Origin of the sequence: Escherichia sp. KTE96, from assembly GCF_000408525.1 — a bacterium.
Taxonomy (GTDB): Bacteria; Pseudomonadota; Gammaproteobacteria; order Enterobacterales; family Enterobacteriaceae; genus Escherichia; species Escherichia marmotae.
The window spans coordinates 2,660,876-2,684,068 of record NZ_KE137149.1; the positions used below are offsets into that span (position 1 = coordinate 2,660,876).

Consider the following 23,193-nt stretch of genomic DNA (forward strand, 5'->3'; position numbering starts at 1 on the left):
TTACCCTGACTCATGAAGGAGATACCCCAATGACCATCACTCCGGCGACCCATGCCATTTCGATAAATCCAGCCAATGGTGAACAACTTTCTTCACTGCCGTGGGCTGGTGCTGACGATATTGAAAACGCTCTTCAGCTTGCGGCGACAGGCTATCGCGACTGGCGCGAGACGAGCATAGATTACCGGGCGAAGAAACTGCGTGATATCGCTAAGGCTCTGCGTACGCGTAGCGAAGAGATGGCGCAAATGATCACTCGTGAAATGGGTAAGCCCATCAAACAGGCGCGTGCCGAAGTGGTGAAATCAGCGAATTTGTGCGACTGGTATGCAGAGCATGGCCCGGCAATGCTGAAAGCTGAACCTACACTGGTTGAGAACCAGCAAGCGGTCATTGAATATCGCCCAATGGGGACAATCCTTGCGGTTATGCCGTGGAACTTCCCGTTATGGCAGGTCATGCGCGGTGCTGTTCCTATCATTCTTGCGGGTAACAGTTACTTACTTAAACATGCGCCGAATGTGTCAGGTTGTGCACAGTTAATTGCCCAGGTATTTCAAGATGCCGGTATCCCACAAGGCGTATATGGTTGGCTGAATGCTGACAACGATGGTGTCAGCCGGATGATTAAAGACCCGCGTATTGCAGCGGTCACGGTGACCGGCAGTGTCCGTGCGGGAGCGGCTATTGGCGCACAGGCCGGCGCAGCGCTAAAAAAATGCGTACTGGAACTGGGTGGTTCGGATCCGTTTATTGTGCTTAACGATGCCGATCTGGAGCTGGCCGTGAAAGCTGCGGTTATCGGACGTTATCAGAATACCGGGCAGGTATGTGCGGCGGCAAAACGCTTTATCATCGAAGAGGGAATTGCTTCGGCATTTACCGAACGTTTCGTAGCGGCTGCAGCGGCGTTAAAAATGGGCGATCCACGTGACGAAGAGAACGATCTCGGCCCGATGGCACGTTTTGATTTGCGTGATGAGCTACATCATCAGGTGGAAAAAACACTGGCGCAGGGGGCGCGTTTGTTACTGGGCGGAGAAAAGATGGCAGGGGAAGGTAACTACTATCCGCCAACGGTTCTGGCTAATGTCACCCCCGAAATGACGGCGTTTCGTGAAGAGCTTTTTGGCCCCGTTGCCGCAATCACCATAGCAAAAAATGCGGAACATGCGCTGAAACTGGCTAATGACAGCGAGTTCGGTCTTTCTGCGACGATCTTTACCGCTGACGAAACACGAGCCAGACAGATGGCAGCACGTCTGGAATGCGGTGGCGTGTTTATCAATGGTTTTTGCGCCAGCGATGCGCGAGTCGCCTTTGGTGGTGTGAAGAAGAGTGGTTTTGGTCGTGAGCTTTCCCATTTCGGTTTACATGAGTTCTGTAATATCCAGACGGTGTGGAAAGACCGGATCTGACGTCACATATTTAGCTCTGTTATACTCGCAGGTCTTTTCAGACCTGCGAGCAAGGAGCAGAGTGTGGCTGTCGCCATGGATAATGTAATTTTAGAAAACATCTTGCGGCAAGTGCGGCCGCTAATTGGTCAGGGTAAAGTCGCAGATTATATTCCGGCACTGGCAACCGTCGATGGCTCCCGCCTGGGAATTGCCATTTGTACCGTTGATGGGCAGCTTTTTCAGGCCGGAGACGCGCAAGAACGTTTTTCCATTCAATCTATTTCCAAAGTGCTCAGTCTCGTTGTCGCTATGCGTCATTACTCCGAAGAGGAGATCTGGCAACGCGTCGGCAAAGATCCGTCTGGATCGCCGTTCAATTCCCTGGTGCAACTGGAAATGGAGCAGGGCATTCCACGCAATCCGTTTATTAATGCCGGTGCGTTGGTCGTCTGCGATATGCTGCAAGGGCGGTTAAGCGCCCCGCGGCAGCGTATGCTGGAAGTGGTGCGCGGCTTAAGCGGCGTGTCTGATATTGCCTACGATACGGTGGTGGCGCGTTCCGAGTTTGAACATTCTGCGAGAAATGCGGCGATCGCCTGGCTGATGAAGTCGTTTGGTAATTTCCATCATGATGTAACTACCGTTCTGCAAAACTACTTTCATTACTGTGCACTGAAAATGAGTTGTGTTGAGCTGGCGCGGACGTTTGTCTTTCTGGCGAATCAGGGGAAAGCTTTTCATATCGATGAGCCAGTAGTGACGCCGATGCAGGCACGGCAAATTAATGCGCTGATGGCAACGAGCGGAATGTACCAGAACGCGGGTGAATTCGCCTGGCGAGTGGGGCTTCCGGCGAAATCTGGCGTTGGCGGCGGTATTGTTGCGATCGTCCCGCATGAAATGGCTATCGCGGTATGGAGCCCGGAACTGGATGATGCGGGCAACTCTCTTGCCGGTATCGCAGTACTTGAACAATTGACGAAACAATTAGGACGCTCGGTTTATTAATGCAGTCACTTGATCCACTCTTCGCGCGTTTATCCCGTTCAAAATTTCGCTCCCGCTTTCGTTTGGGTGTGAAAGAGCGTCAGTATTGTCTGGAGAAGGGCGCGCCGGTTATAGAACAACATGCGGCGGATTTTGTCGCTAAGCGTCTTGCTCCGGCATTACCGGCGAACGATGGTAAGCAAACCCCCATGCGTGGGCATCCGGTGTTTATCGCTCAGCACGCCACCGCGACCTGTTGCCGTGGTTGTCTGGCTAAGTGGCATAACATTCCGCAGGGTGTTTCGTTAAGTGAGGAACAACAACGTTATATCGTGACGGTTATCTACCACTGGCTGGTTATACAGATGAATCAGCCATAAGAATGGTGGTAAAAGCCAAAAGATCATCTGACTGATATCTTTCCTTGTCGCCGCTGTCAGCGAACATGCTATCCTTTATGAGAATTTACTTATTGCGTTGAGATAATTGCCATCCGCAATTGTATGGACAGATAATTAATGTATGTACACCCCATATCCACTTTCCGTTTGTTCCAGGAAGGTCATCTGCTACGTAATAGCATTGCAATTTTTGCGCTAACGACGCTGTTCTATTTTATTGGTGCAGAGCTACGCCTGGTTCATGAACTCTCTCTTTTCTGGCCGCTCAATGGTGTAATGGCGGGGGTATTTGCCCGCTATGTCTGGCTTAATCGTCTGCATTACTATGCTATCTGTTACGTGGCAATGCTGGCTTATGATGCCATGACCACCGAATGGGGGCTGGTCTCGCTGGTTATTAATTTATCCAATATGATGTTTATTGTGACCGTTGCTCTGTTGGTGGTACGGGATAAGCGTCTGGGGAAAAATAAATATGAACCAGTAAGTGCCTTACGGTTATTTAATTACTGTCTGATTGCCGCTTTATTATGTGCCATCGTCGGCGCGATTGGTTCGGTCAGTATTGATAGTCTTGATTTCTGGCCTTTGCTTGCTGACTGGTTTAGTGAACAATTCTCAACAGGCGTGTTGATTGTTCCTTGTATGCTGACGCTGGCAATTCCGGGAGTATTACCGCGTTTTAAAGCAGAGCAGATGATGCCTGTCATTGCGCTGATCGTGTCGGTCATTGCCTCAGTGGCGATTGGCGGTGCAGGGAGTCTGGCATTTCCGCTGCCGGCATTAATCTGGTGTGCGGTGCGCTATACGCCACAGGCTACGTGTCTGTTGACCTTTATCACCGGAGCGGTAGAAATCGTGCTGGTGGCTAATTCGGTGATTGATATCGCTGTCGGTTCGCCGTTCTCGATTCCGCAAATGTTTTCCGCTCGTCTGGGCATTGCCACGATGGCCATTTGCCCAATTATGGTTTCCTTTAGCGTGGCGGCGATTAATTCACTGATGAAGCAAGTTTCTCTGCGTGCCGACTTTGATTTTCTGACACAGGTGTACTCACGATCCGGTCTTTATGAGGCGCTGAAAAGTCCATCGCTGCAACAGACACAACATCTGACCGTCATGCTGCTTGATATCGACTATTTCAAAAGCATTAACGACAACTATGGTCATGAATGTGGCGATAAAGTCTTAAGCGTATTTGCTCAGCATATTCAGAAAATTGTGGGCGATAAAGGGCTGGTGGCGCGGATGGGAGGAGAAGAGTTTGCCGTTGCTGTACCTTCAGTGAATCCCGTCGATGGTCTATTGATGGCGGAGAAAATCCGCAAAGCTGTCGAACTTCAACCTTTTACCTGGCAACAAAAGACGCTCTATCTTACGGTCAGCATCGGTGTCGGTAGTGGATGTGCTTCATACAGCACACTAACTGATGACTTCAATAAATTGATGGTTGAAGCTGATACGTGTCTCTATCGCTCGAAAAAAGATGGGCGTAACCGCACCAGCACCATGCGTTATGGCGAGGAAGTTGTCTGACAGCTTTATTATTTTTCCGCTGTTTCAGAATAATGTGTTCTACCACTCTGGCGGTTGAATAAATACCGTCAGAACCATGATCTGCGCCACATTTTTCTCTTAAACCTGCTAATTAATCACCACGAGTTGATCAAAACAGGGGTTCAGCGTATTAAAGTTTGTTAATATGTTATACCAATTCAAGCAGGTTGTATGACTAATCAAAAGGGAACCCATTGTGAAAACACTAAATCGTCGCGATTTTCCCGGTGCACAGTATCCAGAACGTATCATTCAGTTTGGTGAAGGTAACTTTCTGCGCGCCTTTGTTGACTGGCAAATTGATCTCCTGAATGAGCACACCGATCTGAATTCTGGTGTGGTCGTTGTTCGTCCGATTGAAACTTCATTCCCGCCGTCACTTAGCACTCAGGATGGTTTGTACACCACCATTATTCGTGGCCTGAATGAGAAGGGCGAAGCAGTCAGCGATGCGCGTTTGATTCGTTCTGTAAACCGTGAAATTAGCGTCTACGGTGACTACGATGAATTCCTGAAGCTGGCGCACAATCCGGAAATGCGTTTCGTCTTCTCTAACACCACCGAAGCGGGCATCAGCTATCATGCGGGCGACAAATTTGATGATGCGCCAGCGGTAAGCTATCCGGCAAAACTGACGCGTTTGCTGTTCGAACGTTTTAGCCATTTCAACGGTGCGCTGGATAAAGGTTGGATCATCATTCCGTGTGAACTGATTGATTATAATGGTGATGCGCTGCGTGAACTGGTGCTGCGTTATGCGCAAGAGTGGCAGCTACCGGAAGCGTTTGTTCAATGGCTGGATAAAGCTAACAGCTTCTGTTCTACGCTGGTGGACCGTATCGTTACCGGTTATCCGCGTGATGAAGTAGCGAAACTGGAAGAAGAACTCGGTTATCACGATGGTTTCCTCGATACCGCTGAACACTTTTACCTGTTTGTGATTCAGGGACCGAAATCCTTAGCGTCTGAATTGCGTCTGGATAAATATCCGCTCAACGTACTGATTGTTGACGATATTAAACCGTATAAAGAGCGCAAAGTAGCAATCCTTAATGGCGCTCACACCGCGCTGGTGCCGGTGGCGTTCCAGGCTGGGTTGGATACTGTAGGCGAAGCGATGAACGATGCAGAAATCTGTGCATTCGTTGAAAAAGCCATTTATGAAGAGATTATTCCGGTACTGGATCTGCCGCGAGATGAGCTGGAATCTTTCGCCAGTGCAGTCACCGGGCGTTTCCATAACCCGTACATTAAGCATCAGTTGCTGTCCATTGCGCTCAACGGTATGACCAAGTTCCGTACCCGCATCCTGCCGCAGTTGCTGGCAGGGCAGAAGGCGAATGGTAAACTCCCGGCTCGTCTCACTTTCGCGTTAGCGGCACTGATTGCATTCTATCGCGGTGAGCGTAACGGTGAAACCTATCCGGTGCAGGATGATGCTCACTGGCTGGAGTGTTATCAGCAATTGTGGAGTCAGCATCGTGATCGTGTCATCGACACCCAGGCGCTGGTTGCTATTGTGTTGGCAGAAAAAGACCACTGGGAGCAGGATCTGACGCAAGTGCCTGGTCTGGTAGAGCAGGTGGCCAATGACCTGGATGCGATTCTGGAAAAAGGGATGCGCGAAGCTGTACGTCCGTTGTGCTAATAATTGCATTATTTTGTAAGCCGGATAAGGCATTTATGCTGCATCCAGCCGCACTTTTCCAACTAACTGAAATCACATAGCTAGTTGGAGGCGCTGATAAGCGCAGCGCATCAGGCAATTAACGGCGCAATCTCTGAACCCGGTTTCGGCCGGGTTTGTTATTATGCATTATTAGTTACAACATCCTATATACCCTTATCATAACCAGGTGCCACATGTCGCATCTGTGATTGTTGTAGTCTTGTAGGTAATTTGTAAATTGACACTTGAGAACGTGATCGCAATCACGTTTAATAGGGCGACTTTTCCATGTTTGAAGATAATCATGATTGTTCGCCCACAACAACACTGGTTGCGCCGTATTTTTGTCTGGCACGGTTCAGTATTATCCAAAATATCCTCGCGCTTGCTACTCAACTTTCTTTTTTCTATCGCGGTTATTTTCATGCTGCCCTGGTATACGCATCTGGGCATCAAATTTACCCTCGCGCCGTTCAGCATTCTCGGTGTTGCTATCGCCATTTTTCTGGGGTTTCGTAATAACGCGGGGTACGCTCGTTATGTTGAAGCGCGCAAACTGTGGGGACAGTTGATGATTGCCTCACGGTCATTATTGCGTGAAGTAAAAACGACGTTGCCCGATTCAGCAAGCGTAAAGGAGTTTGTCCGGCTACAAATTGCCTTTGCTCACTGTTTACGCATGACATTACGCAAACTGCCACAGGCAAAAGTGCTGGCACATTACCTCAATGAAGAAGATCTTCAGCGGGTGCAGGCTACAAACTCCCCAGCTAATCATATTTTGCTGATGATGGGGAAGTGGTTAGCAGTTCAGCGCCGGAATGGGCAACTTTCTGACATTCTATTTATTAGTCTGAACGATCGGCTCAATGATATTTCTGCGGTGCTGGCAGGATGTGAGCGCATCGCATATACACCAATTCCTTTTGCTTACACACTCATTTTGCATCGTACCGTTTACCTGTTTTGCATCATGCTACCGTTCGCGCTGGTCGTGGATCTGCATTACATGACGCCTTTTATCTCAGTACTGATTTCCTACACCTTCATTTCGCTTGATTGTCTGGCGGAAGAGTTAGAAGACCCGTTCGGTACAGAAAACAATGATTTACCGCTGGATGCCATCTGCAACGCTATTGAAATTGACCTGTTGCAGATGAACGATGAAACGGAGATCCCGCCGAAGATTCTTCCCGACCGCCATTACCAGTTGACGTAACAATTACTCTGTTCGCCGGGCAACAATGAACAAGCGCGGAAATGCTAGCAGTATTTGACCATCCTCCTGCAGTGGATACTGCTCTTCCAGCATCTGATGGTAGCGCGTAAGAAAATGCTGCTGTTCACTCTCAGTCAGATCCTGCAACCACGGGCGTAATCCGGTGGCGGTCACCCAGTCAATAATCGCCTGGTGAGATGGCATCTGGTGATAGTAGGTGGTTCGCCAGATATCAACCTCACATGCGGTTTCGCTCAGAATATCGTAGTAAGCATGAACGCCTGCCAGTGGTTCGCGTCCACGATCCGGATAATGCTGCTCCCAGGCGACTTCGCGCATTAATACATGTGTCGGCTCCAGCCAGTTGTCCGGCATTTGTACCGCCAGTACGCCATGCGGATTGAGTAACGACACAAGATGTGGAAACAGTTCGTAATGATCAGGCAACCATTGCAACGAGGCGTTGGCGAAAATCAGATCGAATGCTTGATCCGGTTGCCAATTGCGGATATCTGCTTCAACAAACTGACATTCTGGCAACACTGCACGCGCTTCAGCAATCATCGCCGGAGACGAATCAATGCCAGTAATTTTTACCATTGGCCAACGTTGATGTAGCAGGGCGGTGCTGTTGCCTGGGCCGCAGCCGAGATCGGCTATTTGCCGGACGTTTTCCAGAGGAACTCTGGCAAGCAGTTCTACCGCTGGTCGCGACCGTTCGGCGGTGAAGTGCAAATATAAAGAGGGGTTCCAGTCAGCCATTTTTTTACTCCCGTCAGCGCGTTAACCCAAGTGTAGATAAAATTGATGAATTCGCCTCACGTCATCAATCCACCGAACACGCGCATTAAATCAAGGATACCTAAAAGTGATTGACTACGTGCTGCTCAAGATTCATCAGAGATATTTATTAATCAATAAAATATTAGAGCCTAACGGGGTAGGGAAGAGTAAATTTCGCATAAAATCAATTTAAAACAAATAAAGCCTCCTTCTTGTTGTTTTTATTCATTTCATATAAATATATTAACATGCAATATATTCAAAATTAATATCTATCTGTGGATAGTGAATAATCACAAAGTGACTTTTTTTTGATATCCTTAGGACAGGAACCAGGTTTGAAGTTTTTTGTGTGAAACTCCTGGCATTTGGACGCTAACTCTATTGGATATAGCGATATAAAATATGACGAGAAAATTTGCATTCAACATTATATATATCATCGATGTTTTAGGTGATGAAGATCTTGACTCCTCGAGTGACATCAAAATTAACACCAATAGACCAGATGATATAACACTTAAAAGCAATACCGCTTCAAAACTATTTAAATCGATCTCAAGCTTGAAAGTCCCCATCCCCATTGTGTTTGTTAAGATCCATAATATCCCCATGCTAATATCTTTCTTTAAGGAGCTGGAAAAAGGAGTCATAAAAAAAGGTTTAATTCCGATAGTGCATTTTGAGTGTCATGGCTCACCCGATGAGGGAATGTTTTTCCCTGGCATTAAAAAGTATATATCCTGGAGTGAGATGAATGATCTATTTTTAATGATAAACAAACATACAATGAATAATCTACTCGCTATAGTCGCTGGATGTGATAGTTTCAAATCAACAGAAAACATTGACTTTGCAAAAGGAAGTCCTTATGGCTGCTATATTGGCGCAAATAAAGTTACCGACGCAAGCATAATTAGTAGGTTTAAGGATTTTTACCGTTATATCTTTATATATAACGATTTCGATGGGGCTTGTGATCTTTTAGGTTCCGATTTTTCTATGGTTTTTTCATATGATATCTGCATGCAAAGATTCTTACTTCCGTTAGTTTTAAGTTATTTCGGAGAAGATAAAAAAGAGTTTGTTGAGTATACAATCAACCGCCTAATAGACAATGGGCAGCAGGGGTCTATAGGTGAAATAAGAAAATTAGCAAAATACAGGTTAAAGCATATTGATAAGTATTATGAACGTTCTGGCGTTCAATTTTTACATGGGCAAAGACCGCTTGCATTTACGGAATTAAAACGCATTGCGCTTGATCTTAAGGACAACCTCAGTGACGAGGCTAAATTCAATATCGAACTGAGGAATGCCATTAAATTGAAAAGAAATATAATCATGGGAAAAGGTGCCTGATCCCGAAGTACCAGACTTGCCGCGAGTGTACATCAAGAATGGTGAGATCGCTGTGATGAGGCTTGTAATGCAGCTTAAATCAGCAACCTCAAATGGCACGTCAGCGCCGTTTTTTAAATCCTCCATTTTATCCGCGATCGGGGATATCGCAGTGTTTATCCCGTAGAGCGGATAAAATGCGTTTACAGATTGACTTTATCCTCACTAAAGGATAAAACTGAAAATATCCCCTAAAGCGGATAAAATTCTTGTGGATGTATGGCATGATGAGCTTTCCGATGATCTATAGCCCAACGCAATTAGCAAATGCAATGAAACTGGTTCGTCAGCAAAATGGCTGGACGCAGAGCGAGCTGGCGAAAAAAATCGGCATAAAACAGGCGACTATTTCCAATTTCGAAAATAACCCTGACAACACCACACTAACAACATTTTTTAAGATATTACAGTCACTTAATCTCTCGATGACGCTATGCGACACGAAAAATGACTCGCCAGAATCAACCGATCAGCAAGATCTGGAGTGGTAATGCCAAAACTTGTCACGTGGATGAACAACCAGCGGGTAGGCGAGTTGACGAAGCTGACCAACGGTGCCCATACCTTTAAGTATGCGCCGGAGTGGTTGGCCAACCGTTATGCCAGGCCATTGTCGCTTTCGCTGCCATTGCAGAGGGGGAATATCACCTCTGATGCTGTATTTAACTTCTTCGATAACCTGTTACCCGATAGCCCGATTGTACGCGACCGCATCGTTAAACGTTATCATGCTAAATCCAGGCAACCGTTTGATTTATTGTCAGAAATAGGGCGAGATAGCGTTGGCGCCGTGACGTTATTACCAGAAGACGAAACCGTGACGCGCCCAATAATGGTATGGGAAAAGCTTACTGAAGCCAGACTTGAAGAAGTATTAACGGCTTATAAAGCAGATATCCCGCTAGGCATGATTAGGGAGGAAAATGACTTTCGCATCTCGGTTGCTGGCGCGCAGGAGAAGACTGCGCTGCTCAGAATGGGCAATGACTGGTGCATTCCGAAAGGAATAACGCCGACGACGCATATCATTAAATTGCCGATTGGTGAAATCAGACAGCCCAATGCGACGCTCGATCTCAGTCAGAGTGTTGATAATGAGTATTACTGTCTGCTGCTGGCAAAAGAATTCGGGTTGAATGTTCCCGACGCAGAAATCATTAAAGCGGGAAGGGTGCGCGCGTTAGCGGTCGAACGCTTTGACAGACGCTGGAATACTGAACGAACGGTTTTACTTCGCTTGCCGCAGGAGGATATGTGTCAGACATTCGGTTTACCTTCATCGGTGAAATATGAATCTGACGGAGGCCCAGGCATCGCGCGGATCATGGCTTTTTTGATGGGGTCCAGCGAGGCGCTTCGCGATCGTTATGATTTTATGAAATTCCAGGTATTCCAGTGGTTGATTGGCTCGACAGACGGCCATGCGAAAAATTTCTCAGTGTTTATCCAGGCCGGTGGCAGTTATCGACTCACGCCATTTTACGACATCATTTCAGCATTTCCGGTATTGGGTGGCGCGGGAATACATATCAGCGATCTCAAACTGGCAATGGGGCTTAACGCATCCAAAGGCAGAAAAACGGAAATCGATAAAATATATCCGCGACATTTTTTGGCGACAGCAAAGGCACTGAAATTCCCGGAAGTGCAGATGCATGAAATCCTGAGAGACTTTGCCAGAATGATTCCCGCAGCATTGGATAACGTGAAGGCTTCATTACCGGCAGATTTTCCGGAGAACGTGTTGACGGCAATTGAAACCAATGTGTTGAGGTTGCACGGTCGGTTAAGCCGAGAATATGGAATTAAGTGAGATATGGGGTTTGGCCGGTTTTAGCGAGCAAGACAATCTCGACCGCGAAAAATGAGTCCGGTGAAGTACCGGTAGCATCCTGGGATTACAACATAACAGCCCAGGGAAACCTAGCCGCGCAACATTAGAATATTGCAGTTATAACCTTGGTGCGCATAATGTATATTATGTTAAATGAATAGTATCAGAATGCACTCAGCCACTGTGGCCACCTCATAGCGTGATGTTCATGACACCTCCCCCATGTTATTGGCCAAAACCACTTTTATGGCATTCACGATTACCCGGCAAAATGAAGATGCACTATCAATTGTTTGTTTAGCCTCGGGCATTTCTGTTTTTGATATACTCAAAGTCATTGTCGCAAGGAAAATGTGCAAAGTGACTAAAGATAAATGGAGAATGTTATGATCAGGCAGAAGATTTTACAGCAGCTCCTGGAGTGGATTGAGTGCAATCTCGATCACCCTATCTCAATCGAAGATATCGCACAGAAATCTGGCTACAGTAGACGCAATATTCAACTTCTGTTCAGAAACTTCATGCACATGCCCCTGGGATCATACATCCGCAAACGAAGACTTTGTCGGGCAGCCATTCTTGTCAGACTTACAGCTAAATCAATGCTTGATATTGCACTATCTTTGCATTTTGATTCACAGCAGTCATTCAGCCGCGAATTTAAAAAGTTGTTTGGATGTTCTCCCAGAGAATATCGGCTCCGTGACTTTTGGGATCTCACCAACATCTTGCCTCCTTTATTAACGCGTCAGTACCAAAAGACTGATTGCAGATTAATCAATTTACCTGAGACACGTATTTGGGGTAATTCATTTAAATATGACATTGAAATCTCTAACAAACCACCAGATGAAGAAGTAAAACTGCGGCGTAATCATTTATCCAGATGTCTTCAGAATTTGAAGACGGATATCTATTACGTCTCAACATATACACCATCTACAAAATCGGTAGACTTGCTCACAGTTGAAACCTTCGCCGGTACAGTATGCGACCATGCGGATACGGAGATGCCAAAGGAATGGATAACGGCTGGAGGGCTTTATGCCTCTTTCCGCTATGAAGGAGATTGGGAGTATTATGCGAACTGGGTGCGGAACCTCTATCTGATAGAACTGCCTGCCAGGGGGTTAGTCAGAGTAAACGGTTGTGATATCGAACGTTTTTACTGCAATGAAACTTTTGTAGAAAAGAATAACAACTATGTTGTTTGCGAAATTTTTATCCCCGTTCGCCCGGCTTAGCCTGTATCTATATCTCATTGAGGATTACCCTACCCTGCTACTGTCTAATCAGTATCAGGGTAGGTGTTCAGTAAATAATGGCGTTGCGTGTGTCAACGCCATTATTCTTTATTACAGCGAATTTTTCATACCTGGAGAAATTATTTTATTGCCTCCTCACCTTCTTCAGTAGCAGCCTCCACTGCGTTAATTGTCACCGTCACTGGCTGCATTTCGTACCCACCATACGTCAGAGTGTTGAATGTGAATGTATATACCCCTGGCTTAGTAGTACTGAATTTACGCGTGATTTTTCCGCTCACAAAATGATCAGCTTTCGATGGCAGGAACTGGTAATCATCCTCCGTCACCCCTTCCGGAGCCTGAATGTCGACCCACATACTCCCCCCAACAGGGTTGCCTGCCGACATCAGAGTGATCTCCAGTGTTGCGGTCGCCACCCCGTCTGCCACCAGAGACTCTACTCGTTCAGGAGAGACCGCAAGTACCGCATTTTTATCATCCGCGACGAATCTGGATTCGGCTGTTTTCGTCGATACCTGACCGTCAGTCCGATTCACTTTCGCGGTTAGCGTATATATCGCCGCTTTAGTGGTAGAGGCGGTGAATACAGCCTGCCCCTGCTCATTGGTTGTTGCAGTCCCGTTCGGCTCCAGGTCTAACGTTGCTGGCTCGGCGCTCAGCGTCACTTCACTATCTTTCACGATATTGTTATTGGCATCAGTAACCGTGACTTTATAAGTCTGTTTGGCTTTACCATCTGCCAGTGCGCGGTTGCCAATCACCTCAATGTTCGAGATGGTTGCCGTAGCCTTGTCGGCCACAAACGTGATGCTCTGCGCATCCGAAGTCTGGTCATTTCCTGCCGTGGCTGTGATTGCATACGTTCCTGCAACCACAGAAACAACACGCAGCTCGGCTTTACCTTCATCGTTAGTCTTCACCCAGGTACTCTCGTCATTAAGCGGTGTGACGCCCCGGGGAAGATTAAAGGCGACCATAGTTCCGGGAACAGGGTTGCCGTGTTTATCCTCAACAGTTGCCGTCAGCGTAAAGGCATCATTGCCGTTTGCTGCTTTTTGGGCGGTATCAACCTGAAGGCTTGCCTGGCCAGTTTTGGCATCCGCTTTGAACTTCACCGTGGCAGTCTTCTGGGAGTTTTTCACCGAAGCCGTGATTTTGTGTTCCCCGGCAACGGTTGATATCAGCTCAATATCGGCTTTACCTGCAGCATTCGTTGTTACCTTATTCCCCGTCTTGCTGCTCACTCCCTCCGGCAGAGTCAGCGTTACAGTTTGATCCTGCAACGGGTTACCATAGGAATCCGTTACGGTCAGAGTAACCTTGTTGGCAGACTGTCCATCAGCCAGTTGGTTATCAACATTCACTGAAATATCGTGAATGTTAGCCTCAGATGCGTTACCCACAACGTTCAGCAGTAGCGGTTGCGAAGCAGCATCTTTGCCATTCACCCGCGGCCAGATAACCAGTTGGCCGGCTGCAGAGCCTATAGTTAACGTCGTAACATAAGTGCCATCACTTTGTTCCGTCCAGGCTCCTGCCGAAGGTTGCTCCGTCCCTGTGCTGGCTGCGCCACTAATTTCTGGAGCATCAGGTTTCAGACCTCTGACTGGGTTACCGTTCGCATCCTTCGCCGTGAAGATCAGTTGTGTCGTTGTTTTGATCATCGGGGCATCGTTATCAGCTACGAACGTGGAGTTCACTAATGACATCTCCCCGGCGGCAATGGTGACAGAAACCGCCTGTTTCAGAGCGTCAGAGCCATCAACTCGCGGCATGATAGTCAGCTCACCAACTCCCGTTGCGCCAGCAGTCAGCACCGCCGTATAGGTTCCATTGCCCTTATCCGTCCACTGACTGACGGATGGACGCTGCTGGTTGATGTTGTATGCATCACCACCAAATTGTGGTGTTTCAGGCGTAATGCCGGTGATTGCGTTGCCGTATTTATCCGTCATCGTCAGCGTCAGTGTGACGCTTTCACCAACGGTAATCGACGTTTTCGATACCGTCATTTCCGCGTGGTCAACCGAAACAGTACCCGCTTTAACATTAATCGGAGTTGCCTTTGCTGTAGCGTTTTTGCCATCAATCTGCGGCATAATGTTCAACGCGCCTGCCCGTGTTCCCGAACGCAGAATAGCCGTGTATTCGCCGTTGCCTTTATGGCTCCAGCCTGTAACCGAACTACCAGACGCGGCATCACCGGAAAGCGATACGCCAAGTTTAGCAGTGTCGATATCGGTAAGCGCATTTCCAAACTGATCTCTGGCGGAGAAAGTCAGTTCCGTTGCGCTTTCAACAGCAAGAACGCTATCTTTTACCGTCAACGTTGAGTTAGAAACCGCCTGATCCCCCGCAACAACGGTCAACTGCGCAGCGTCGGTGGCTGCTGGCTGGCCGTTGAATAGCGGCATGATGTGAAGATCACCCGTCTTTCCGCCGGTAGTCAGCGTAGCAACATAGGAACCGTCGCCTTTCTCAGTCCAACTGGAAACGGTCGCTCCTTCAGACGCGGCACCCGTCAGACTTGCTGACAGGGAAAGACCGCTGATAGCGTTACCATGCGCATCTTTTGCCACAAGCGTCACTGTCGTGCTTTCCCCTGCTTTAATGCGATCCGCTGCAACGGATACTTTCGACTGGCCTGAAGATAAAGCATCAGCTACCACAGTCACTTTAGCCGCATTAGCTGCTGCATCCTGACCGTTGATCTTCGGCATAACAATTAATTCACCCGCCGTAGTACCCAGAGAAATTTGCGCGATCCACGTCCCGTCGCCATTATCCGTCCAACCTGAGACTGAAGAACCCGCAGCGGCTGCACCCGTTAATGACGGTGTATCTGGAGTAAGGCCGGTCACTGGGTTGTCATAGGCATCTTTTGCCGCCCAGGTTACCGTAAGCGTGCCGCCAACCACCGGTTTATCCGGGTTGAGAGTGATGGTTGAGCGCGCTGCATCAAGCGGTCCGGCAACAAACTTCAGCGTTTGTTGTAACGTGCCCAACTGATACTGCTCGCTAAAGGCACGCACAACAATGTTTCCGGCACGGGTCGAAGAAACCGTGGCGCTGTAGACCCCCGGCTTTATCTCCGAAATGGTGCCAATGGTAACACCGCTGTTGTCCTGTGGAACAAAGCGCAAACGGCTGGCTTCTCCCTCCACCGGGTTGCCATCGGTATCCACCGCAGTAAGCGTCAACGTGTAAGATTTCTGACCATCGGCAATCACATCACCTGACGTCTCATTCACACTCAGAGTCGATTTTGTCACATCCATCATAGTGGCACGCAGTTCAGCCGTGACGGTTTTGCTCATGCCATCAACGCTCACAGTAATGGTTGCTTCACCTGATTGCGTACCGGTGGTGAAGACAGACTTGTACACCCCGGCTTCTGTTTCGGTGATCTCACCCAGTGTTGGCTGTGCCTGTGATTTAGCGGACTTAAGGGCCCGCGTTACGATGTTTCCGGCAGGTTTAAACGTCAGTTCAGTTTTGATCTGATCTTTCATGCCCGTGATTGGCTGTCCCTCGGCGTCTCGCAGAGACAGAACCAGCGGCTTTTGCGTACTCCCGTTAGCAAGCATTTGGATACGGCTCTGGCCATCAAGCGTTAACGTAGTACGATCGGCGCTCATACCCGCTCCGGTAATGACCACCGCTGTCTGCACGCGTTTCGAGGCATTGCCTTTGTTATCGTATGCGACCGCAGAGATCGCGTAATAATTGTCTTTGCCTGCACGATAAGCCGGGAGCGTCACTTGCCACTGGTTACCCTGACCGGTAATTTTACCGCCTGCGGCCAGCAAAGACGGCGCTTCCCATTGCACATTTTTCAGGCCGTGAGTTGCTTTGCTGACCACGAGGCCAAGAGACACCGTCTGCCCGCCCTTACCTTCAATACGGTCTGGCAAGGCAATACGGATCACCTCAGCTTTGCGATACTCAAGAACGATATTGTTATTACGTTCAACCAGATCATAGCGGCTGCCTGCCAGTACCCGACGCTCGCGAATGCTATCCGTATCGAGTTGTTTCTCCAGAGGTTCGCCAATCCGGTAGTTAACTTCCAGGCCAAAGCGAGTGTCATTCTGACCGCTCTTGCCCTGTTTGTGCTCTGCACTCAGTGTCAGAAGAGGCACTGGCGTATAGTTCACCTCGGCAGAAATGGCATGTGGATCTTTCTGGCGTTTATCTTTACCAAACAGACCTACCTCATCGCCATAATACTGTTCATACATCAGGCTTGCGCCAAGCTGCGGCCAGGCCGGTAAATAGCCCTCGGCGCGGATATCCCAACCATTAGCCGGACGCTCCTGATAATCCTCAATATCCGGCGATTTTTTCCAGCCAGATGCCCGGATATAACCGTTGGCGCTCAGTTTCAGATAATCGCGCCAGTATTCCGCACCAACACCAATGCGGGTATGGCTACGGGATAAATCATGATCGATAAATGTGTTCAGCCCCGCCATCCAGTCATTGCCTGAAAAATGACGCCAGCCGAAACCAATATTTGACTGAGTACGATCGTCGGTACGATGTATTGCCCCCTGAGTGAACAGCATATCTGTCGGGGTATCATAAATTGGATAAAGCATTTCCAGCGAAGAGTCCTTCAGCGAGAAATCTTTATCGGCATTCAATTTGACTCGAGCCGTACCATATTTGCCAAGCCACTCCTGGATTTCCTGAGTAGCCTTCGCTGTGGCCATTCCGGTAACAAAATTGCGTGTCGCATCGCTATCCGGCTGACTGCTTAAAAATTTACCGGCATTCGCGGCAAACGACGCGATGTTTTTGTCTGCATTATTGTCAGTAGCAACCGCAGTATTTTCCGTACTTAGACGTGGCAGAGCCGCATTATGCGCTCGCGCCGTCATTGTCGGTGTAAAGGTAACAGCCAGTGGGAAAAGAACCTGAATAGAGATGTTTGCCCACGCCACGCAGTGGGCCAGGGCTGAATAACGAAAACGTGGTTGTTTATAAGCCTTTTTTAAACGTGACATTGAGATAATTTCCTGATGAACGAATTAACGAACATAAGCAAACGCAAATAAAACGTTTGCTTGTCAGAAAAACCGAGTATTTCCCGGTTTCCTTTTCCGCAGAAAAGGAAATACCTTTATGAAAGAAAGCGCATCGTCACCCTGGATATTCAGTGGTTGCGACTACTCGCCGGATGACAGGGCCGGGATTATATTTTTGTTTGTGAGTGCAAATTTAGCTTTTTGTGCAAGCCGTAAAATATATTCTTACGTTCTATTTTTTGCTAAAAAATCGCAGCAACTTCATTATTTAAACAGCGTGAGATGAAATATTTTTGTGGTAGAGCTAATTTGGCTTTTATTGATAGAAACATATTTCACAGTGATAAGGAGATAAAATAGCAAGAACATTTAAATTAAAAAATAAAAGCATGCATTAGAACGCTTAATTAATAAAGTATCTATAAGCGCACCCCTTTTTACCTTCCCGACGCATCAGTTTATATTGTGATGAACATCACAACTTTATGCACCGGAGTGGAAAGTTGCAATAAAAAATATGAAGCAATAATGTTTGCATTGCGCTCAACACAAAAAATATCTAATCTTTTCAAGATGATAGTTATTTGGTGATCAGAATTTACTTAGTTAACATCTTTCATTTGTCAACCAATTATGGCCTTTAGTTTGCTTATTTTTAGTCAAATCTACTGTCCCTTAATGTGACTTACTTCACTTACATTCACTTATTTTTCTTCGTAAAATTACTTTGGAATTAAGTACAATAAAAAGAGGAAATTTTATGACGTCTGCACTAAAAAAAAGTGTTGTGAGCACATCCATATCCTTAATACTGGCATCAGGTATGGCCGGATTCGCGGCTCATGCAGCAGAAGATGTAAAACTGAAAGCAACAAAAACTAACGTGGCTTTTTCGGATTTTACGCCGACTGAATACAGTACCGAAGGAAAGCCGAATATTATCGTACTGACCATGGATGATCTTGGGTATGGGCAACTACCGTTTGATAAAGGGTCTTTTGATCCAAAAACAATGGAAAACAGGGAAGTTGTCAATACCTACAAAATAGGTATTGATAAAGCCATCGAAGCGGCTCAAAAATCAACGCCAACTCTTCTTTCTTTAATGGATGAAGGTGTACGTTTTACTAATGGTTATGTCGCTCACGGTGTTTCTGGTCCATCCCGTGCTGCAATTATGACGGGCCGAGCGCCTGCCCGTTTTGGTGTTTACTCCAATACCGATGCTCAGGATGGTATTCCCCTGACCGAAACTTTCCTGCCCGAATTATTCCAGAATCATGGCTATTACACCGCGGCTGTGGGTAAATGGCATCTGTCTAAAATCAGTAATGTCCCGGTTCCGGAAGATAAACAAACCCGTGACTATCATGACAACTTCACAACATTCTCCGCGGAAGAATGGCAACCACAAAACCGCGGCTTCGATTACTTTATGGGGTTCCATGCAGCGGGAACAGCCTATTACAACTCACCTTCGCTGTTCAAAAATCGTGAACGCGTACCTGCAAAGGGTTATATCAGCGATCAGTTAACGGACGAAGCAATTGGTGTTGTTGACCGGGCTAAAGCACTCGACCAACCATTTATGCTTTATCTGGCTTATAACGCGCCGCATCTGCCGAATGACAATCCAGCACCGGAGCAATATCAGAAGCAATTCAATACCGGTAGCCAAACTGCAGATAATTACTACGCATCGGTTTACTCCGTCGATCAAGGTGTAAAACGGATTCTCGAACAGTTGAAGAAAAATGGTCAGTACGACAACACCATTATTCTCTTTACGTCTGATAATGGTGCGGTCATCGATGGCCCACTACCGCTAAATGGTGCGCAAAAAGGCTATAAGAGTCAGACTTATCCTGGCGGAACGCATACGCCGATGTTCATGTGGTGGAAAGGAAAACTTCAGCCAGGAAATTATGACAAGTTAATTTCTGCTATGGATTTCTACCCTACTGCTCTGGATGCTGCCGATATCAACATTCCAAAAGATCTTAAACTGGACGGCGTTTCATTACTCCCGTGGTTGCAAGATAAGAAGCAAGGCGAACCCCATAAAAACCTGACCTGGGTAACGTCCTACTCTCACTGGTTTGATGAGGAAAATATTCCATTCTGGGATAATTACCATAAATTTGTCCGCCATGAGTCAGATGATTATCCTCACAATCCGAATACCGAGGACTTAAGCCAGTTCTCTTATACGGTGAGAAATAATGATTACTCTCTTGTCTATACCGTGGAAAATAACCAGTTAGGTTTGTACAAACTCACCGATCTACAACAAAAAGAGAATCTCGCTGCTGCTAAACCACAAGTTGTTAAAGAGATGCAAGGTGTGGTAAGCGAGTTTATCAACAGCAGCCAACCGCCGCTTAGTCAGGTGAATCAGGAGAAGTTTAACAATATTAAGAAAGCACTTAGCGATGCCAAATAACTAACCCCTTATGCGGCGGAGATTTTCCGCCGCCTTATTGAGTGAGATAGCAATGCACGTGACAGCCAAGCCCTCCAGTTTTCAATGTAATCTCAAATGTGATTACTGTTTTTATCTTGAAAAAGAGTCGCAATTTAGTCATGAAAAATGGATGGATGACAGCACTCTGAAAGAGTTCATTAAACAATACATTGCTGCCTCAGGTGATCAGGTCTATTTTACCTGGCAAGGCGGCGAACCTACTCTCGCGGGTCTTGATTTTTTTCGTAAGGTTATTCACTACCAACAACGCTATGCTGGGGGAAAAGGTATTCATAATGCGTTACAAACCAATGGTATTTTATTGAATAATGAATGGTGCGCCTTTCTCAAAGAGCATAAGTTTCTGGTCGGTATTTCAATTGATGGCCCGCAAGAATTACATGATCGTTACAGACGCAGTAATTCGGGTAATAGGACATTTGAAAAAGTCATGACGGCAATTGATCGTCTGAAGAAGTATAAGGTTGAGTTTAATACGCTAACTGTCATTAACAATATTAACGTCCAACATCCTCTTGAGGTTTATAACTTTTTAAAATCTATCGGTAGTAAGCATATGCAGTTTATAGAACTACTGGAGACGGGGACACCGAATGTAGATTTTACGGGCAATGGTGAGAATACGTTCAGTATCATCGATTTTTCTGTTCCACCCACCGCCTATGGCAAGTTTATGTCAGCTATTTTTATGCAGTGGGTTAAAAATGATGTTGGTGAAATATTCATTCGCCAGTTTGAAAGTTTTGTCAGCCGTTTTCTGGGAAATGGGCATACTAGCTGTATTTTCCAGGAGTCATGTAAAGACAATCTGGTAGTGGAAAGTAATGGTGATATTTATGAATGCGATCATTTTGTCTACCCGCAATATAAAATTGGCAACATCAATAACGCTGCACTAAAAACGATGAAAAGCGTGCAGTTGACTGCACAAAAAAAGTTGATATCAAAAAAATGCCAGCAATGTGTTTACAAGCCAATTTGTAATGGTGGTTGTCCTAAACATCGCATCACAAAAGTGAATAATGAGGTAGTATCGTACTTCTGTGAAGGTTATAAAATCCTATTTACAACTATGGTGCCATATATGAATGCAATGGTTGAACTCGCTAAAAATAAAGTCCCCCTTTATCACATTATGGATGTCGCAAAACGAATGGAGAGTAATAAATAATACTCCTGCATTCACTCCGGTCATATCATCCTTCTTACGACTTCAGCAGAACACCCGGCACAGACTCAGGCCGGGGGGTTCAGCCATCATTATCTGTTGTTCTGGAGGAGCGTCTTCAGACATGCTTTTGCAATACTCTTGATAATCAAGGGCATGAAAGTAACCAGCACAACAATAATTATCAATATATATCATATAGTTACAGGCGCTTAAGTAAATTTCATCAGTAAATCATTGCTAAAGCCAATCATTGGGTGGCACAATCAAATTTCGTTAATGATAATTGTTCCCATTACCATTTGTATGCTAATTGCAAAGTACCTCTGCTTGCTGAAGCCTTTTTGGCTACGTAAGAATAATAAAACTTCAGTATTATTAATCATTATTATCCTCGCCATGATCCTTGGCGTGGTTAAAATTCAGGTCTGGTTGAATGACTGGAACAATGATTTTTTCAATGCGCTAAGCCAGAAAGAAACCGATAAACTTTGGCAGCTTGTCCTGTGGTTTCCTGCTCTGCTGGGGATCTTCGTATTAATATCCGTTAACAAAACATGGTTAATTAAACTACTGACTATTCGCTGGCGCGAATGGTTAACAGATTACTACCTCAATCGTTGGTTTACAGATAAAAACTACTACTTCACACAGATCTACGGCGAGGATAAGAATACCGATAATCCTGACCAACGTATCGCTGAAGATATCCTTCTATTGATCAGCAAAACACTTAGCCTTTCATTCGGATTCATTCAGTCACTGAGTATGCTGATTACCTTCACCGTTATTCTGTGGCAAAGCGCGGGGACACTCTCATTCACGGTTGGTGGAACGGAGTGGAATATCCAGGGTTATATGGTTTATACCGTCGTGCTCATTGTTATTGGTGGCACGTTGTTTACCCATAAAGTGGGTAAACGTATCCGCCCGCTTAATGTGGAGAAGCAACGTAGCGAAGCGACTTTTCGAACTAACCTTGTGCAGCATAATAAGCAAGCGGAGTTAATTGCATTAAGCAATGCTGAAACGCTGCAACGTCAGGAGTTGAGCGACAATTTTCATACAATAAAAGACAACTGGCACCGTTTAATGAATCGTCAGCGTTGGCTTGACTATTGGCAGAATGTTTATTCACACTCGCTTAGTGTTCTCCCCTACTTTCTATTGCTACCGCAGTTTATCAGCGGGCAGATCAATTTAGGTGGGCTGATGAAATCACGTCAGGCATTTATGTTGGTATCCAACAATCTGAGTTGGTTTATTTATAAATACGATGAACTTGCAGAGCTGGCAGCGGTTATCGATCGGTTGTATGAATTTCATCAACTTACTGAACAGCGCCCGACAAATAAACCCAAAAATTGCGATCATGCCGTTCTGGTTGCTGATGCCAGTATCCGTACCCCCGATAATAAAGTCATATTAGAAAACCTGAACTTTCATGTTTCTCCAGGTAAATGGCTACTGCTGAAAGGATACTCTGGTGCGGGAAAAACAACGCTGCTTAAAACATTATCCCACTGCTGGCCGTGGTTTAAAGGTGATATTTCTTCTCCTGCAGACAGTTGGTATGTGTCACAAACGCCGTTAATCAAAACCGGCTTACTGAAAGAGAACATTTGTAAAGCACTTCCGCACCCTATAGACGATGAGCCGTTGAGCGAGGTGTTGCATCAGGTTGGGCTGGGTAAATTGGCTACGCGCATTAATAACCACGATCGTTGGGGAGATATTCTTTCCAGCGGCGAAAAACAACGTATTGCGCTGGCTCGGTTAATTTTACGACGTCCAAAATGGATATTTCTCGACGAAACAACGTCACATCTGGAGGAGCAAGAGGCTATCCGTTTACTGCGTTTAGTGCGCGAAAAATTACCTGAAAGCGGTGTGATTATGGTGACCCATCAGCCTGGTGTTTGGGATCTGGCGGATGATATTTGTGACATTAGCGCGGTTTTATAAAAACGATAAATGCCCTGCTATACGGA

15 protein-coding genes are annotated in these 23,193 nt (G+C 46.4%); 13 read left to right on the forward strand and 2 right to left on the reverse strand.

Going from position 1 to position 23,193, the window contains the following annotated elements:
• Window positions 1-29: 29 nt before the first annotated feature.
• From sad to A1WG_RS02110, 6 genes are all read left to right on the forward strand, one after another.
• Window positions 30-1,418, forward strand: coding sequence for a succinate-semialdehyde dehydrogenase (sad, locus tag A1WG_RS02135; protein ID WP_001516363.1), 1,389 nt, complete (start codon window positions 30-32; stop codon window positions 1,416-1,418).
• Between the two features lie 63 nt (window positions 1,419-1,481).
• On the forward strand, window positions 1,482-2,408 hold the full coding sequence (gene glsB / locus A1WG_RS02130; protein WP_000257432.1) for a glutaminase B: 927 nt from the start codon (window positions 1,482-1,484) through the stop codon (window positions 2,406-2,408).
• Window positions 2,408-2,767 (forward strand): DUF4186 domain-containing protein, encoded by a 360-nt coding sequence (locus A1WG_RS02125; protein WP_001191034.1) that lies wholly within the window; start codon window positions 2,408-2,410, stop codon window positions 2,765-2,767. The genes glsB and A1WG_RS02125 overlap by 1 nt, the downstream gene beginning before the upstream one ends.
• Window positions 2,768-2,905: 138 nt before the next feature.
• Window positions 2,906-4,324 carry a sensor domain-containing diguanylate cyclase gene (locus A1WG_RS02120; protein WP_001516364.1) on the forward strand — a complete coding sequence of 473 codons (1,419 nt, stop codon included), beginning with the start codon at window positions 2,906-2,908 and terminating at the stop codon, window positions 4,322-4,324.
• Between the two features lie 217 nt (window positions 4,325-4,541).
• Window positions 4,542-5,993 (forward strand): tagaturonate reductase, encoded by a 1,452-nt coding sequence (gene uxaB / locus A1WG_RS02115; RefSeq protein WP_001516365.1) that lies wholly within the window; start codon window positions 4,542-4,544, stop codon window positions 5,991-5,993.
• Window positions 5,994-6,318: 325 nt separating this feature from the next.
• Window positions 6,319-7,233, forward strand: coding sequence for a bestrophin family protein (locus A1WG_RS02110; RefSeq protein WP_001516366.1), 915 nt, complete (start codon window positions 6,319-6,321; stop codon window positions 7,231-7,233).
• 3 nt (window positions 7,234-7,236) lie between these two features.
• On the opposite strand, the gene tam is transcribed toward A1WG_RS02110, so the two are convergent.
• On the reverse strand, window positions 7,237-7,995 hold the full coding sequence (gene tam, locus A1WG_RS02105) for a trans-aconitate 2-methyltransferase (RefSeq protein WP_001516367.1): 759 nt from the start codon (window positions 7,993-7,995) through the stop codon (window positions 7,237-7,239).
• Between the two features lie 426 nt (window positions 7,996-8,421).
• Between tam and A1WG_RS02100 the strand changes: the two genes are divergently transcribed.
• The 4 genes from A1WG_RS02100 (at window position 8,422) to A1WG_RS02085 (ending at window position 12,495) form a co-directional block, all read left to right on the forward strand.
• Window positions 8,422-9,378, forward strand: coding sequence for a hypothetical protein (locus A1WG_RS02100; protein ID WP_000197006.1), 957 nt, complete (start codon window positions 8,422-8,424; stop codon window positions 9,376-9,378).
• Window positions 9,379-9,641: 263 nt separating this feature from the next.
• Window positions 9,642-9,908, forward strand: coding sequence for a type II toxin-antitoxin system antitoxin HipB (gene hipB / locus A1WG_RS02095; RefSeq protein ID WP_001516368.1), 267 nt, complete (start codon window positions 9,642-9,644; stop codon window positions 9,906-9,908).
• Complete coding sequence (gene hipA, locus A1WG_RS02090) at window positions 9,908-11,230, forward strand: type II toxin-antitoxin system serine/threonine protein kinase toxin HipA (protein WP_001516369.1); 1,323 nt, start codon at window positions 9,908-9,910, stop codon at window positions 11,228-11,230. Before hipB ends, hipA begins: the two co-directional genes overlap by 1 nt.
• Before the next feature lie 407 nt (window positions 11,231-11,637).
• On the forward strand, window positions 11,638-12,495 hold the full coding sequence (locus A1WG_RS02085) for a helix-turn-helix domain-containing protein (RefSeq protein ID WP_001516370.1): 858 nt from the start codon (window positions 11,638-11,640) through the stop codon (window positions 12,493-12,495).
• Between the two features lie 140 nt (window positions 12,496-12,635).
• Here A1WG_RS02085 and A1WG_RS02080 read toward each other — a convergent pair whose 3' ends face one another.
• Window positions 12,636-17,528, reverse strand: a complete 4,893-nt coding sequence (locus A1WG_RS02080) for an invasin domain 3-containing protein (RefSeq protein WP_001516371.1) — start codon at window positions 17,526-17,528, stop codon at window positions 12,636-12,638.
• 781 nt (window positions 17,529-18,309) lie between these two features.
• Here A1WG_RS02080 and A1WG_RS02075 point away from each other — a divergent pair.
• From A1WG_RS02075 to A1WG_RS02065, 3 genes are all read left to right on the forward strand, one after another.
• Complete coding sequence (locus A1WG_RS02075; protein WP_001516373.1) at window positions 18,310-19,992, forward strand: sulfatase-like hydrolase/transferase; 1,683 nt, start codon at window positions 18,310-18,312, stop codon at window positions 19,990-19,992.
• A 52-nt stretch (window positions 19,993-20,044) separates the two neighbouring features.
• Window positions 20,045-21,205 carry an anaerobic sulfatase maturase gene (locus A1WG_RS02070; RefSeq protein ID WP_001516374.1) on the forward strand — a complete coding sequence of 387 codons (1,161 nt, stop codon included), beginning with the start codon at window positions 20,045-20,047 and terminating at the stop codon, window positions 21,203-21,205.
• Window positions 21,206-21,481: 276 nt separating this feature from the next.
• Window positions 21,482-23,167, forward strand: coding sequence for an ABC transporter ATP-binding protein/permease (locus A1WG_RS02065; protein WP_024191874.1), 1,686 nt, complete (start codon window positions 21,482-21,484; stop codon window positions 23,165-23,167).
• The last annotated feature ends 26 nt before the right edge of the window (window positions 23,168-23,193 follow it).